The organism is Oceanobacter kriegii DSM 6294 (assembly GCF_000422845.1).
GTDB lineage: Bacteria > Pseudomonadota > Gammaproteobacteria > Pseudomonadales > Oceanobacteraceae > Oceanobacter > Oceanobacter kriegii.
This window is the reverse complement of sequence record NZ_AUGV01000008.1, coordinates 114,675-129,254: the sequence shown is the minus strand read 5'-3', so window position 1 is coordinate 129,254 and position 14,580 is coordinate 114,675. Positions and strand designations below refer to the sequence as shown.

The following is a 14,580-nucleotide window of genomic DNA, read 5'->3' as shown; positions in this document are numbered from 1 at the left end:
AAACCCCCTCGCCGATAGGAAGTAACAGTTATGAGCATGGCTACTATTTTCGCTGAGTCCCGACAGCTGCCTCATATTCCGAAAGTTGTACAGGAACTGATTGAGTCATTCCGTGACGAAAACGCCAACGCCGATGAAATCAGCCGCAAAGTGGCAATGGATCAGGCGCTGACCGCCAAAGTACTGCGGTTGGCCAACTCGGCTCATTACGGTTTATCACGACAGGTTTCTTCTCCACAAGACGCGATTGTACTGCTCGGCCTTAGCACCTTGCGCACCATGGTACTCGCTTCTGGCGTCACATCGGCAATAAAAATGCCTGCCGGTGTTGATCCAAAGGCGTTTTGGAGGGATTCCTTTTCCGTCGCGTCGCTGGCCAAATGGTTGGCCAAGTACATGCCCGACTGCGACAAGGAGACGGCTTTTACCTGCGGAATGTTACATTCCATCGGCTCAATGCTGATTCATGTGGTGATGCCGGAAGAAGCCAGCCGCATTGAAGACGCCGTTCGACTGGGCAGCCAACGCCACACCGCCGAACAGGCTCAACTGGGTTTCACTTCGGCCGAAGTTGGTGCTGAACTGGCCAAGCGCTGGAAATTCCCCAGCGAAATCCAACAAGCCATTCACGACCAATGCAACCCGGAGCTGGAACAGCCATTCTCGAATCTGGGCGGTTTGCTGCACATTGCCAAATTCCTCCACTGTGCCCATGAAGCCGATATGAGCGAAGAAGAACTGGTGAAGAAATTCCCGGTTCGCACGGCCCGTCAGATTGGTCTGGATCTGCGTGAAATTCGCAATGCACTGGAAGAATGCCGGGACCTGGAGTCCGGCTTTGAAGAAATTCTGGGCGACTGATACGTCACATCGAGCGTCTTATCCGGCAGCACATGGCGAGGCTGCCGGCGTTATCACTCAATTTATATCCACACTTAGTCAGCAAACCACTGCTGACTGAGTGCGACCCGCTGCGCAGCCGGACGCCTCAATTCGGCGTCGGTTAATGCATCGATTTTACGCAAACCCGGTAACAGCCCTTTGCCATTGGCCATTTGAATGGCCAGTCCCGGACGAGCGTTCAGTTCCAGCAACATGGGGCCTTTGTCGCGGTCGATGACCACATCGGTGCCGATATACCCCAACCCCGTCATTTCGTAACAGCCCGCCGCCAGGTTGAGCAGTTCATCCCATTGCGGAATCACCAGTTCGGACAGGCGTTCAAGCGTATCCGGGTGAGCCTGCACCAATTTACCGTGCATCACGCCATTGATTGCCCGCCCGGTTTTCAACGACAGCCCAACCCCAACCGCGCCCTGATGCAGGTTGGCCTTACCGTCTGACTCCCGAGTCGCCAGTCGGGTCATCGCCATTACCGGAAATCCCCGGCACACAATCACCCGGATATCCGGCACCCCCTCGAAGGAATAGTTGGCCAGCGAGTCATCAAAGCGGATGCAGTGTTCAATAATGGCAACGTCCTGGGCACCGCCCAGACTGTAGAGCCCGGCCAGAATATTCGACACATGACGCTGAACATCCTGCAAGGTTACACGGTCGCCACTGGCCTTGATCCAGCCATCGCCGTCATGTCCCTGAATCACCAGAATGCCCTTACCACCTGAGCCCTTGGCCGGCTTGATCACAAAGGACTCGAGTCCTAGCAGGTGCTTGCTGAGCATCGATACCTGATGCTGGGAGTCGATCACGCCGATCAATTCCGGCACCGCAATTTCGTATTGCTGGGCCAGCTGTTTGGTCTTCAGCTTGTTATCAACCAGAGGAAACAAGCGGCGCTGATTATAACGGCCGATATAGAGGCGATTGCGGGCATTCATACCCAGCACCCCTTGCCGACTCATGGAGCGGTAGGCACCGAACATTTCGCCGATGCCAGCGAGCGATTCAGACAACGACGGCATCAGTGTTTACCCAGTTTCACAAAGCGTTTCAGCTCCAGCAAGCGATAGCCAGTGTAGGTACCCAGCATTAACACCACCGCCATGATCACCAGCTGTACGCCAATGAAATTGAACGTCAGGTGGCGTACCAGCGGGTTGCTCATGGCCCAGAAGGCAATGACCGCCGTCAGCAGCGAACCGCCCCCCTGGGTCATCACCTCACGCCAGCCCTCTTCTTCCCACAGGATGGACATGCGTTCGATGGTCCACGACAGAATGATCATCGGGAAGAAGGTAATCTTCAGGCCTTCGGTCAGGCCAAATTTGTACGACGCCACACTGAACACCCCGATGATGGCGATCACCGTGATAATGGTGGCCGATATTCGCGACACCAATAGCAAGTTCAGGTGCGACAAATAGCCCCGAATCACCAACCCGGTGGCGACAATAATCAGGAAGCCCACCAAACCTGTCACCAGCGAGGTCTGGATAAACGCCAGAGCAATCAGCACCGGCATAAAGGTGCCCGAGGTTTTCAGGCCAATCAGCACCCGCAGCAGGCACACAATCAGCGCGCCGATCGGAATCAGCAGAATGGTTTTGAACATCGCCTGCTCTTCAATCGGCAAGCTGTGGATCGAGAAATTCAGCAGGTCATGCTCATCCGACAAGCGGTTGGCGACATTGCCAAAGGCCGACTCCTCACGCTTGATCATGGAGAATCGCACTTGCGAGTTCTCGCCACCCATCACCTCAATCACCGGCTCGCCGCGTTGCTCCCACAGCAACAGCGGGGCCGTTGGGTCGAACAGCGTTGGGTTGCGCTCCTGCAATGGCACATCAAACACCTGGCTGTTATCGCCCTGCCATACCCGAATATACGGCAGCAGGGTTTGCTGACGACGGCCATCCTGCAAGCGCAGTCCGTACACCACCCGCGATGGCACACCCGCCATGTTGAGCATATCGACAATCAACTGTGGCAAACGCTGGCGATACTGGCTCACCAGCAGTTGCACGTGTTGATCACGAGGGTCGGAATTAAAGGCCTTGAGCAGTTCACGGGTCAGGCTGAAATGATCGGCGGAAGTGGAATAAGCTTGTTGCACCACCTGGGTAACCGCACTGGCATAGGGTTCTGGCCAACTGGAGGTGATGATTGGCGGAGCCGATTCGTCCATCAGGTCGTGGGCATCGGATTCCAGCACATCGACCCGGTAAAACAGCGACTGCTTGCCTTCGGCGGAGCGTTTGGTCCACTCGGCACCCGGATGATCATCCGGTACAAAGCTCAGGCCATAACCCGGCGATGCACCGCTGTCGCGCAGTACCATAAAGCCCGGCTGACTGTCTGGCGTGGCCAGTCGTACCTTGACCGGTTCACCGTTGGCATCAAACTCGACCTTGGCTTCCACCGACCAAATGGTTTGGGCATCGCCAGGCAGCAGTGGCACGTCGTAAACCCAGTGGCGATGGAGGATTTGAGCAATCCCGGCCAACAACAACAGCCCTACCAGCAGTGCGTAGGGCAAATTCCGTTTGATCATTTATCGGTACTCGTATTCGGCTGTGCGCTGCTATCCGCAGGAGTGGATTCTTTAGTGTCAGCGGGTTTCACCGGCTGGGATGTTTCGGGCTCTGCTGTCGTGGGCTCCGATGGAACGTTTTCGGCTTGCTCGCTTGCCTGTTCGGCCGCTTGTTCTTTTGCAGCTTGCTCTTTTGCAGCTTGTTCTTTTGCAGCTTGCTCTTTTGCAGCTTGTTCTTTTGCGGCTTTCTCTTTCGCAGCTTGCTCTTTCAAAGCTTTCTCTTTGGCAGCTTGCTCTTTCGCGGCTTTCTCTTTCGCGGCTTTCTCTTTCGCGGCTTTCTCTTTCGCGGCTTTCTCTTTCGCGGCTTTCTCTTTGGCAGCTTTCTCTTTCGCGGCCTGTTCTTTGGCTGATGACTCGTCATCCACCATACTGGTTTGAGGCTGATACTTGTCGTGCAGGTATTGTTTGCCAACGTCGATCAGGGTGACGTCTTGCAAGAATGAACGGCCCAGCAGGATCGGGAATTCCATATGAGAACGGTCGGCGAGGGTAAATTCGGTCACCTGTTGCAGTTCGTTGCCCATGTGGATATTCAGCTCAATCACCGGGCGGCGTTCCACATCTTCGCTACTGGCTTGACGAATCAGCACGTTACGTACAATCGGTCGTTCGACCTCAATCGGCACTTCTTCATCGTCGTGCTGCAGTTTGAATCGAACCCACTTGTCGCCATTGCGTTCAAAACGGGTAACGTCCTGGGCGCTGAGCGACGACGTGGTGGCACCACTGTCGACCCGGGCGCGGTACAAATGGCCCGGAGGTGCCAGGTAAATCCATTCGGTTTCGCCAACAATCACCTTGTCGTTCCAGACGTTCTGGGGTTGCTGCTGAGGCACGCCGCACTCCGCCGCAAGTTCCTGCTGATGCTGGTCTTCCAGCCGCACCATGGCGCGATTCATGTGCTCCAGCATCTGGCGCTGCTCTTCCAGCTGCTCGCTGACGGTATCAATATCCGGGCAGTGCAATTCAATGCGCGGGCTGTGACGAGCCACCACGGTTTCGATCTTGTCCATCGTCACGTCCCGGTGTGCCTTGCCTGGCCAGGTTGTACAGCCCTGAACCAATAACGTCATACCTGCCAATACAGCCAACAGCAGCCTGCCCCGCATAAACCTGCAACTCCATCATAAAGCTATCTAGGAAACCGGACTGGGTTCGCAAGTTCTCGCGTTATTAGCTCAGCCCGGGCAACAAACTGTTTGCAAATGGCGGTTTTTGTAAACGCCGGTTTTCCCTGCCAACGCAAAGCACCCGGCAGCGACCACGGACATATCCAACAGCCATCGTCAAATCAGTGAAAATTCAACTATTTTGCCATTAATACATGACAAAACGAGCCACGGGAGATCAATAATCCTGAAAAACCCCGGAAAACTGGCCGACAAAGCGCCAATTCCTCGAAAATGTCCAAAAAATTAAGAATTTGCACGCAAGTAGCATCTTAATTGGCTGGATTTTCTGCAAAAATCTGTACAACCGGTATATTCCACCAAAAATAGAATAACTTCTGGATTATCAAGATGAAGACTTCTGGAAAAAAGCGTCCATTGGACAGGCTCGACAAACGCATCCTGAATGAACTGCAACGGGATGGTCGGGTCAGCTATGTAGACCTTGCAGACCGGATTGGCCTTAGCTCCACCCCCTGTATTGAACGGGTCAAGCGACTCGAGAAAGAAGGGTACATTGAAGGCTACTACGCCCGCCTGAATCCACAAATGCTGGAGTACAGCATGCTGGTATTCGTCGAGATTTCGTTGTCTTACCAATCTCCCGATGCTTTCCAGCGTTTTAACCAGGCCGTCACTACACTGCCCTATGTACTCGAATGCCATCTGGTATCCGGCGACGCTGACTACCTGCTGAAAGCACGTATCAACGACATGTCAGAATACCGAGCCTTGCTGGGCGAGCTGCTGCTTACCTTGCCAGGGGTGAAAAACTCGAAAAGCTACATCGTGATGGAAGAAGTCAAAGAGAGCGCACTGCTCCCCATCGAAGAACGTTAACCGTTAACTCAGGACCCTCAATGGACGCCCGACGCCTGAAAAGCCGCGCCAAACTGCGTGAGGCACTGTCAGAGCTGCTGCAAAACCAGCCGCTGGAAGAAATCAGCATCGAACAGATCACTGAACGAGCTGGCGTAACCCGACCGACTTTCTATTCCAACTACGAAAGCCGGCAAGACATCATCAATGAACACGTGAAACAGTGGATCGACAAACGTCAGAGCCTGTTTGACGACTACCTGGCCGATGCCCAACCACCGGGCCACGAGCGTTTGCGCTCGCTGATCGAGCACATGCTGCTGACCATCGACCCCAACGATCTGATTTTGCGCCTGGCGCTGAGCGGCCGTGCAGGTGACGTTGCCCTGCAAATGGTGCGCAACCAGCACACCGACTTTTTCCGCCGCCGTGCCGAGCAAGGGCTAACCAAACCGGTTACCCCGGAGCAGCTGCACCTGATCACCACGTTCTACAGCAGCGCCACCATGGGGGTGATTGTTGAGATACTGAACAAGCGGCTGCCATATGACCCGGCCACTCTGGCAGAACAGGTCAGCGCCATGATTTATCAGGGCATCCAGCACCTCATCGCGGTGCCTACGGAATAAACCTCACCGCCGCCGTCACCATTACCAAGGGGCCAGGTCTGCTCAGTCCATGCCGAGCCCCTCTAAAAAGCCCCTCTCAACAGCACCGCTCAACGCCCCCTCTAGACAGCACGGCTCAATGCCGGGGTTAAATGGTACGGTTCAATCACAGGCAATAAATCACAGGCAATAAATCGCAGGCAAAAAAAAAGCGCAGCCAATGGCTGCGCTAAAAAAACCTCGATTAAGAGACTAGAGGTACCGTGTCTACACACGGAGCCCTGCGCCGGGATGAAGGGACCGACGCAGGATTCGATCAGCAGGATCGAAGGACGAGGACACAGAGTGTCAGAACAAGAATCGCGAAAGTCCGTTCGATGAGCGGTTAGCGGCAATTCCAACCCGGCTAACATCGTCGAAGGTGTACCGCGATATCTGTACAAATCATACTCAAACCCACCCAAATGATTTGCACAAATAACGACAAATTCATGGTTTTTTAAACCAATTTGATAGTTTTTGTGGGGAAAATCCCTGAGCCATTTTATCGCCCGCCCCAATGGCCTGTATTGACCTAAAACACCAGCAAGAATCACCCACCAGATTGCAGATACAGCGCCCCTTTCGACCACCAAACCGCAAGATCAACAGTCGAATAGACGCCAAACAGGCCATCGCCAAATAAACGATCAGGCCACCGGCTTCAAAAGCGATTTTCTTCGGTTACGCAGGCCTTCCAACGTAAAAATCACCAGCGCGACCCAAATCGCCATAAACGTCATCAGTTTGGCATCGTCGACCGGCTCGTTGTACACCAGCACCGCCAGCGAGAACGAAATGGTCGGCACCAGATATTGCAGGAAACCCATCATCATCAGTGGTAATCGACGAGCACCGGCGGCAAACAACAGCAGCGGAATGCTGGTTACCACGCCGGACACCAGCAGCAGCCCGTTGGTGTGCCAGTCACCATGACCAAACGTCAGGGTGCCCTGTTGCTCCAGCCAAACCATGTAGCCCAAGGCAAACGGCAGCAAAATCAGGGTTTCCACAAACAGCCCCAGAATCGACTCCACCGGAATCTGCTTACGCAACAAGCCATACAGGCCAAAGCTGATCGACACCCCCAAGGCGACCCACGGCAAGCTGCCATAAATCACCACCTGAGCCAGCACACCCGCCGCCGCCAGCGACAGGGCAATCCACTGGCCTCGCCGCAAACGCTCAGACAAAAACACCATGCCGAGGAAAATACTGATCAACGGGTTGAGGAAATACCCCAGACTGGTTTCCAGAATCCGCTCGTTGGCCACCGCCCAGATAAACACCAGCCAGTTGATCGCCATGGTGACCGCACTCAGTGTCAGCCAACGCAGCATCTTCGGCTGTTTGATCACAGTCACAAACGCCTTCCAGCGCTTGGTGACCAGCACCAATACCAACAAAAAGCCGACCGACCACACTACCCGGTGCAGCAGCACTTCAAACGCCGGTACGTCTTCCAGCCATTTGAAATAGACCGGAAACAGTCCCCACAAGCCATAGGCCGACAGGGCAAACCAGATACCGGCATTGCTGCTCTGTACCGTATTCTGGGCCGGGTTTTGTGCCGGATTGCTCTGAGGAGCAGAAGAACGTACTTCAGACATTGGCCTTGGCCTCCTGCGCTGCAACCGGATTCGACAATGACTCCGGATACACCAACCAACGTTGCCAGAAAGCATCACTGCAGCGCGCCAACAAACGAGTCACCAGCGCCACCGCCAACAGTGAGAACACCAGACGGAACCACAGCACCCCGGAAATATCCGCACCCAACAGCAAAATCAGCAAGGTGTCTTCGATCAGACTGTGACACAGCGACAGCAAAAACATCGCCGCAAAAATATCGCGCTTGTGGATATGTCCGGTTTTGGCTTCCTGAATCAGCAGGCCACCGCCAAACGAAAGCCCCAACGTCATACCAACAATGGTCAGGCTGGCGGCCTGTTTACTGATGCCCAACAGTCGCAACACTGGCTGCAACAGCCAGATCATCGCCCGCTCGACATGAATCCAGCGCAAAAATTTCAACAGGCTGATCAAGACCGACACCACCGCCAGAATCACCAACAAACTCTGGATTTGCTGAACGCCCCACTCCAACAGGGTGGGGTCATGCAGCTCCGGCTGCCACATCAGCGTCAGAGGCTGCTGCAACCAGTCGCCCGAGGCATACACCAGATTCAGAATAGCGCCGTACAACAGCGCCCCGAGCATGCGGATGGCCAATGCCACCAACCAGCGCACGCCAGATTTCTGCACAATGCGCACCTCAACCGGCAAGCCATGCGCCACCAGCAACATACCGCCCAACACCGTCACTTGCGCCACCGTCAGCTGGTTTTGCAACGCCAGCTCGAAGAACACAATCATGCCGCCGTAGATATTGGTCAGCAGCGTCGTCGCCCACACCAGACCGGTGCTTTCAGGCAAGCCAACCAGCCCCATAATCGGCGCCAATACCTGACTGATCACCGGAATAGCCCCCAGCTCTTCCAGCACCTTGACCACCAGAATCACAGGCACCATCAATTTGAACAGGGTCCAGTAAACAGACCAGATTTCTTGCGCCAGGGCAGGTAATACCTGGCGTACAAAACGGGAAGGAAGCGACACGGAAGCTCCAGCGAACGAGGAAACAGTGAGGTGATAAAGACGATAGTTTACTCAGGCAACTGTACTGCAACAGATACAGAAACGATCGATTCGATCAGTACAGTTTTTGGGCGGGTGTCGGGTGTCGGGTGTCGGGTGTCGGGTGTCGGGTGTCGGGTGTCGGGTGTCGAACACTATTGTGGGAGAGAGCTTGCTCTCGATCGATCAACCCGGGACCGTAGGCTGGGCCCTGCCCAGCACAACCTGCATCGATCGATCATCAAAACGGCGGGGCTGAATCGCTCAGCCCTTCTCACTGAAATCCGCCAGCCCCTGTTTCCAATAAGCCGACAACTTGCTGTGCTCACGCGGGTGGCCTTTTTGCTCCAGCACCATGGTGCGCAAACGAGCCACGGTATGACCTTCCAGACCACCCCATACAAAGCCTTCGCCCGCTGGCAATTCAAGCTCATGTACGGTGGCCAGCAGCTGCTGATAATCGCTGACCCAATGCACATCGGCGTTGGCAGCTGTCGCGAATTCGCGTTGATCACCTTCGTTGGCAATCTGGCACACCACCGTCACCTTGCAGCCGGCAGGCGCTTCTTCCAGAAAGCGGCTGATGGCAGGCAACGAGGTTGGGTCGCCAATCAGCCAGTACCACGGGTAATCCATCGGAATCACCATCGAACCTTTTGGCCCGGCTACCTGAACCCGGTCGCCGGCCTGCAAACGGCTGGCCCAGTCGCTGGCAGCGCCGCCCTCGTGCAAGGCAAACTCGATGGTCAGGTCGCCGGTTGCAGCATCAAAACAACGCGGGGTGTAATCCCGTCGAATGGCTTCCGCGCCATCTTGTGGCACAAATACCTTGATGTGGTCATCGAACGACTGTGAGGGAAAATCGATCAGGTCGTCCCCCTGCAAAAGGATCGACACAAAACCCGGCGACGGATGCTGCACACTGGCCACGGCTACGTGACGCACCTTGATGTCATGGCGTACCCGACGGATAGAACGGCTGGCAGCGGGTTTGGAAGGCGTGGTAACAGCACCGGAACGTGCTTGCAGGGCATCGGCTTTACGGGCTCTCAATGCCAGCTTGCTTTGTAATCTGTTCATTGAGTTTTCCTCAGATGGTTGATAATGTCATCCATTAAACACCCAAGAGATTAGGTTGACAAGGTCAACCATTGGTCGCATTTATGAACAGATCGTTCCCGGAACACATCTTCGACGCCATCGGCGACATCCAACGCAGCATCCGTAGCCGCCACCATCAGCTCAGCCGCGAGCACTCCGACGGCATCGCCGGCATGGAATTCAAGGCGCTGCGCTTTATTGCGGCGACACCCGGTGCCACCCAAAAAGATCTGGTAGAACGCTCCGGACGCGACAAGGGGCAGATCGCCCGCATCATCAGCAATTTGAAAAAACAGGGATTGGTTGTGGGTATAGCGGATGAAAAAGACCGTCGTATTACCCGCTTGCAGGTCACCGACCAATGCGCCCCCTTGTTAGCAGGGTTTGAACAGCTCAACCGGCAAATGGCCGAACAGGCGGTAGCAGGATTAACCGACGACGAATGCCAGACCCTGTTGAGCCTGCTGGGAAAAGTGGGAGCAAATTTAAAACAGGAGTGACAAACATCGCGAGCAAGCTCGCTCCCACCTGCTCTTGCAAGGTATGCGCGCGATGAAAAAACAAAAAGCCCGATCACCTTACAGCAATCGGGCTTTACTTCAGACTTCAGACGCCAGACTGGGCTTACTTGGCCAGCTGAGCTTCGATCGCGTCTTTCAGTTCCGCGTCAGCAGGTGACATATCCGGTGCAAAACGACCGACAACCTGACCATTGGCGTCGACCAGAAACTTCTCGAAGTTCCACATCACGTCGGTTTCGTCGTCAGACAGCAGGTTCATGCCAGCCAGCTTGTCCTTGAAGCCAGAGCCTTCAGCAGTCGTGCGTTTTGGCTGGGCGGCAATCAGGGATTGATACAGTGGGTGGCGACCTTCGCCGTTCACTTCAATCTTGGAGAACATCGGGAAGGTGACGTTGTAAGTCAGCGAGCAGAACTCGGCTACTTCAGCGTCAGTGCCCGGCTCCTGACCCAGGAACTGGTTGCAAGGGAAGCCCAGAATTTCCAGACCGGCGTCTTTCTTCTCTTTGTACAGAGCTTCCAGTGCTTCGTACTGCGGGGTCAGGCCGCATTTGGACGCAACGTTAACAATCAGCAGGGTTTTGCCTTTGAAGTCCGCCAGCTGCTGGGTTTTGCCTTCGATGGTGGTTACTGCGATATCGTGAATGCTCATAACAGGCTCTCCTGTTGTTATGTTTATGAAACCGCTCGCGGTTCCGAAATCGACGATCAAGCGTTCGACTGCTCGACCCGCTCAATCAATAAATTCAGATCGGTTTGCAATTGCCGCAACCAGTGGCTGTCTCCTGCCATGCGGCAAGCCATCGCCTGGGGTACGGCCGCAGCAGCCTGCTGAAGTTCCTTACCGGCATCGGTGAGGCTCACATTAACCCGCCGCTCATCGGTGGCACAACGCTGGCGCAACACCAGTCCGTTGGCTTCCATGCGTTTCAGCAGCGGCGTCAGGGTGCCGGAATCCAGATGCAATTGTTTGCCCAGTTCACCCACGTTCATTTTCTGATGCTGCCACAGGGCCAGCATCACCAGATACTGCGGATAGGTCAGCCCCAACGGCTTCAACAACGGGCCATAGGCTTTAATCACCAGATTGGACGCGGCGTAGAGGGGAAAGCAAATCTGCTGGTCCAGCAACAAGCCATGTTGCGCAAGGGTTTGCAGATTGGCAGCCCTATCGGCTGGCGTAGCAGAGGGGGCTGGCGTATCAGAGGGGGCTGGGTGAGACATGAACGGCTCGTGGTGAACAGGTTAGGTTCACTGTACGCCGTCATTTGTATTGCGCACAACCTAATAAGGCAAAACAGATTGGTGCAGCCATACGAACAAACAACAAAACGCTCAAAAAAGGGCGACCCGCTTGCACTGGTCGCCCTTTGTTTAATTACTCCAGTTACCGATCAATTCGGCGATCAATTAGGCAATCAATTCGGTAAAGCATAAGCAATCACGTAATCACCACGATCTGGCGACTGACGCGCACCACCGGCAGAAATCACCAGATACTGCTTGCCGTCTTCAGGAGAGCGATAGGTCATTGGCGTGCCCTGGCTACCCACAGGCAAACGGGCTTTCCATACTTCCTCGCCAGTGGCGCTGTCGAACGCACGCAGGTAGTAATCCTGGGTCGCAGCGAAGAAGATCAGGCCACTTTGCGTGGTCAGCGAACCACCAATGGTCGGCATGCCAATCGGGATTGGCATTTTCATCTTGATACCAAACGGACCGGTATCCTGTACTGTGCCCAATGGCGCTTCCCAGGCCACTTTCTGGGTCTTCATATCAATGGCGGTGAGAGTACCGAATGGTGGCTCCTGACACGGAATGCCCAATGCCGACAGGAAGCGGTTTTTATTCACGGAATACGGCGTGCCTTTCAACGGCACCGCACCCATACCTGTGTTCACCGCTTCACCGCCGTCAGACGCCTTGGCATCTTTCTGCTGTTGCACCATCTGCACCCACAGGCCCAGGCGCATGTCGTTCACCACCAGCAGGTCAGATACCGGGTCATACGACAAACCGCCCCAGTTCATGCCACCCAACGAGCCCGGGAAGCTGAGGGATACATCGGTATCCGGTGCGGTAAACAAGCCGTCGTAACGCATGCTTTGGAAAGAGATACGACACATCATCTGGTCGAAAACGGTCGCGCCCCACATATCCGCTTCGGTCAGATGCTGGGTACCGATTTGCGGCATGCCCACAGACACCGGCTGAGTGGTGGCGTATTTTTCGCCCGGAATGGTGGCGGTTTTCACCGGCATTTCTTTCACTTCGGTCAGTGGCTTGCCAGTGGCGCGATCCAGTACAAAAATCTGACCCGCCTTGGTACCCACCACCACGGCAGGCACTTTTCCATTCGCTGTCGGGAAGTCGATCAGGGTTGGCTGCATCGGCACGTCAAAGTCCCACAGGTCGTGATGAACGGTCTGATACACCCACTTTTCATCACCGGTGGTGGCGTCAACCGCCAGTACGGAGGCACCGTATTTTTCATCCAGTTTGGTGCGATCCACACCCCACAGATCCACCGCCGCACTGCCCACTGGCATAAAGACGGTGTTGGAATCCGGGTCATACGTCATGCCCGCCCACACGTTCGGAGTCGAACGGGTGTACGTCTGGCCATCGGTTGGAGCCTGACGGTCGTCCGGATTCCCCGGATCAAACGCCCATTTCAGCTCACCGGTAATGACATCAAAACCGCGCACCACGCCGCCCGGCATATCCAGCGCAACGTTATCCGCGACACGGCCGCCGACAACGATGGTGGTGCCCGCCAAGGTAGGCGCAGAGGTCAGGGAATAGAGGTTATCCGCCCCTTCACCAATGCCTGCTTTCAGATCAACACGGCCGGGTTTGGCCGGGTTGGAGCCAAAATCTTCACAGAATTCACCGGTATTGGCGTCCAGTGCAATCAGCTCACCGGTATTGGTGTTGGTGTACACACGCTGACGACACTGCTGATTGTTATCCGACTGCAGGAAGGCCTGAACACTGGTCAGATCGACCGGAGTGCTGTTGTCGGTAGATGGCTGCTGAACGGCCTGGTCGGCATCGAAATAGGCCAAACCACGGCAACGCATCCACACCTTGGTGCGAGCATCGATGATGGTTTTCCACTTCTCTTCACCGGTGGCGGCGTTCAACGCAATGACGTTGTTGTGCGGAGTACAAACGAACAGGGTATTGCCCACTTGCAGCGGGGTCTCCTGATCTTCAGAACCGTTGCCAGTGCTCTCGGCGATGTCACCGGTGCGGTAGGTCCAGGCCACCTGCAGGTCTTTAACGGTGTCGCGGTTAATGTCGTCCAGCGCCGCAAAACGCTGACCTTCCGACGTACCGCCGTAAGCGTCCCAGTTTTTCTGTTCGGTGGCTGGCGTTACTTTCACCGAGCCCGTATCCGCAACAAAGTTGTGCTGACCATGCGGCAGGAACATGCCCCAAAAACCGCCCACCACCGCAATGGCAAACACCGCAGCAGCGCCGTAGTGTTTTGCCCCGTGGGTAAAGTAGCCGTTTTGCTTGCGCAAAATCGGATTCACCAGCAGCAACAACAAGCCCATTACGGTAAAGGCATATAAACGGGCGTGTAATGGCCAAAATTCAAAGCCGGCTTCCCATATTGCCCAAATAACCGTCACTGCATACGCTATAAAATATACGGTCAAAGCCATAATATTTTCGCGTATTAATAAAACACCCGAGGCCAATACCGCCAGGCCCATCAGCAAGTAGTACCAGCTACCGCCTTCGGTGATCAAAACCACACCGCCCACAGTTAGCCCCAGGCCAGCCAGCGCAAACACAGCGCCCACCAGCCATAGCAAGGCGCGCGCCCAGCCAGATACGTTGGAGTCCGTCATAGAAATACCCAGAAAGAGATCAAAGATAGAAAAAGGTCATTAAGCCAAAGACCTTTGCCTTTAACGGGACAGATAACAATAGACGAGGGATAGTTCATCAAAATAAACCGAAACGGAATATTCCAATTTCAAGGTCATTCCATATCAATTATTAAATAAACCCAAAAAGATATATAACATCTCAAATGATTAGATTTATTAATCTACTGGCAAGTATTTCTTGTTATTTGACGCTTATTGACACTGCACTCGCAGCCACCTCATCTACCCAGTTGGTATAAGCTGGCCTTGAGGGACTAGCCAAAGACTACCCTCACTGGGGAATGTTCCCGCCTT

General features: G+C 54.8%; 13 protein-coding genes. 4 read left to right on the top strand and 9 right to left on the bottom strand.

Annotated features, from left to right (window positions below; translation table 11 throughout):
* The first annotated feature begins 30 nt into the window (after window positions 1-30).
* A complete protein-coding gene (locus G516_RS21450) occupies window positions 31-861 on the top strand; it encodes an HDOD domain-containing protein (RefSeq protein ID WP_051219031.1) in 831 nt (276 codons plus the stop codon).
* A 74-nt stretch (window positions 862-935) separates the two neighbouring features.
* Here G516_RS21450 and G516_RS0106975 read toward each other — a convergent pair whose 3' ends face one another.
* From G516_RS0106975 to G516_RS23790, 3 genes are read right to left on the bottom strand one after another with little or no spacing between them, the layout of a single operon-like run.
* Complete coding sequence (locus G516_RS0106975) at window positions 936-1,883, bottom strand: alpha-L-glutamate ligase-like protein (RefSeq protein WP_028293039.1); 948 nt, start codon at window positions 1,881-1,883, stop codon at window positions 936-938.
* A 38-nt stretch (window positions 1,884-1,921) separates the two neighbouring features.
* Window positions 1,922-3,451 carry an inactive transglutaminase family protein gene (locus G516_RS0106970; RefSeq protein ID WP_028293038.1) on the bottom strand — a complete coding sequence of 510 codons (1,530 nt, stop codon included), beginning with the start codon at window positions 3,449-3,451 and terminating at the stop codon, window positions 1,922-1,924.
* Window positions 3,448-4,503 carry an ATP-dependent zinc protease family protein gene (locus G516_RS23790; protein ID WP_169449507.1) on the bottom strand — a complete coding sequence of 352 codons (1,056 nt, stop codon included), beginning with the start codon at window positions 4,501-4,503 and terminating at the stop codon, window positions 3,448-3,450. The genes G516_RS0106970 and G516_RS23790 overlap by 4 nt, the downstream gene beginning before the upstream one ends.
* Before the next feature lie 507 nt (window positions 4,504-5,010).
* Between G516_RS23790 and G516_RS0106960 the strand changes: the two genes are divergently transcribed.
* Together G516_RS0106960 and G516_RS23785 are read left to right on the top strand one after the other, a co-directional pair.
* Window positions 5,011-5,499, top strand: coding sequence for an Lrp/AsnC ligand binding domain-containing protein (locus tag G516_RS0106960; protein ID WP_028293037.1), 489 nt, complete (start codon window positions 5,011-5,013; stop codon window positions 5,497-5,499).
* Window positions 5,500-5,519: 20 nt separating this feature from the next.
* A complete protein-coding gene (locus G516_RS23785; protein WP_028293036.1) occupies window positions 5,520-6,107 on the top strand; it encodes a TetR/AcrR family transcriptional regulator in 588 nt (195 codons plus the stop codon).
* A gap of 668 nt (window positions 6,108-6,775) precedes the next feature.
* Here G516_RS23785 and rarD read toward each other — a convergent pair.
* The 3 genes from rarD to G516_RS0106940 form a co-directional block, all read right to left on the bottom strand.
* Complete coding sequence (rarD, locus tag G516_RS0106950; protein WP_084644923.1) at window positions 6,776-7,735, bottom strand: EamA family transporter RarD; 960 nt, start codon at window positions 7,733-7,735, stop codon at window positions 6,776-6,778.
* Window positions 7,728-8,744: a hypothetical protein gene (locus G516_RS21430; protein WP_051219029.1), complete on the bottom strand. Its 1,017-nt coding sequence runs from the start codon at window positions 8,742-8,744 to the stop codon at window positions 7,728-7,730. Before G516_RS21430 ends, rarD begins: the two co-directional genes overlap by 8 nt.
* A gap of 282 nt (window positions 8,745-9,026) precedes the next feature.
* A complete protein-coding gene (locus tag G516_RS0106940; RefSeq protein WP_084644922.1) occupies window positions 9,027-9,842 on the bottom strand; it encodes a siderophore-interacting protein in 816 nt (271 codons plus the stop codon).
* Window positions 9,843-9,925: 83 nt separating this feature from the next.
* Between G516_RS0106940 and G516_RS0106935 the strand changes: the two genes are divergently transcribed.
* Window positions 9,926-10,363, top strand: coding sequence for a MarR family winged helix-turn-helix transcriptional regulator (locus tag G516_RS0106935; protein ID WP_028293033.1), 438 nt, complete (start codon window positions 9,926-9,928; stop codon window positions 10,361-10,363).
* 124 nt (window positions 10,364-10,487) lie between these two features.
* On the opposite strand, the gene G516_RS0106930 is transcribed toward G516_RS0106935, so the two are convergent.
* The 3 genes from G516_RS0106930 to G516_RS0106920 form a co-directional block, all read right to left on the bottom strand.
* Window positions 10,488-11,033, bottom strand: a complete 546-nt coding sequence (locus tag G516_RS0106930) for a glutathione peroxidase (protein WP_028293032.1) — start codon at window positions 11,031-11,033, stop codon at window positions 10,488-10,490.
* A gap of 56 nt (window positions 11,034-11,089) precedes the next feature.
* On the bottom strand, window positions 11,090-11,605 hold the full coding sequence (locus G516_RS0106925) for a MarR family winged helix-turn-helix transcriptional regulator (RefSeq protein ID WP_084644921.1): 516 nt from the start codon (window positions 11,603-11,605) through the stop codon (window positions 11,090-11,092).
* A gap of 194 nt (window positions 11,606-11,799) precedes the next feature.
* Window positions 11,800-14,244 (bottom strand): membrane-bound PQQ-dependent dehydrogenase, glucose/quinate/shikimate family, encoded by a 2,445-nt coding sequence (locus G516_RS0106920; protein WP_028293030.1) that lies wholly within the window; start codon window positions 14,242-14,244, stop codon window positions 11,800-11,802.
* Between the last annotated feature and the right edge of the window lie 336 nt (window positions 14,245-14,580).

Bases quoted from the DNA above. Each gene is read 5' to 3' on its own strand.
- rarD (WP_084644923.1), bottom strand. From the start codon at position 7,735: ATGTCTGAAGTACGTTCTTCTGCTCCTCAGAGCAATCCGGCACAAAAC.
- G516_RS0106920 (WP_028293030.1), bottom strand. From the start codon at position 14,244: ATGACGGACTCCAACGTATCTGGCTGGGCGCGCGCCTTGCTATGGCTG.
- G516_RS0106930 (WP_028293032.1), bottom strand. From the start codon at position 11,033: ATGAGCATTCACGATATCGCAGTAACCACCATCGAAGGCAAAACCCAG.
- G516_RS0106970 (WP_028293038.1), bottom strand. From the start codon at position 3,451: ATGATCAAACGGAATTTGCCCTACGCACTGCTGGTAGGGCTGTTGTTG.
- G516_RS0106925 (WP_084644921.1), bottom strand. From the start codon at position 11,605: ATGTCTCACCCAGCCCCCTCTGATACGCCAGCCCCCTCTGCTACGCCA.
- G516_RS23790 (WP_169449507.1), bottom strand. From the start codon at position 4,503: ATGGACAAGATCGAAACCGTGGTGGCTCGTCACAGCCCGCGCATTGAA.
- G516_RS0106960 (WP_028293037.1), top strand. From the start codon at position 5,011: ATGAAGACTTCTGGAAAAAAGCGTCCATTGGACAGGCTCGACAAACGC.
- G516_RS0106975 (WP_028293039.1), bottom strand. From the start codon at position 1,883: ATGTTCGGTGCCTACCGCTCCATGAGTCGGCAAGGGGTGCTGGGTATG.
- G516_RS0106940 (WP_084644922.1), bottom strand. From the start codon at position 9,842: ATGAACAGATTACAAAGCAAGCTGGCATTGAGAGCCCGTAAAGCCGAT.
- G516_RS0106935 (WP_028293033.1), top strand. From the start codon at position 9,926: ATGAACAGATCGTTCCCGGAACACATCTTCGACGCCATCGGCGACATC.
- G516_RS23785 (WP_028293036.1), top strand. From the start codon at position 5,520: ATGGACGCCCGACGCCTGAAAAGCCGCGCCAAACTGCGTGAGGCACTG.
- G516_RS21450 (WP_051219031.1), top strand. From the start codon at position 31: ATGAGCATGGCTACTATTTTCGCTGAGTCCCGACAGCTGCCTCATATT.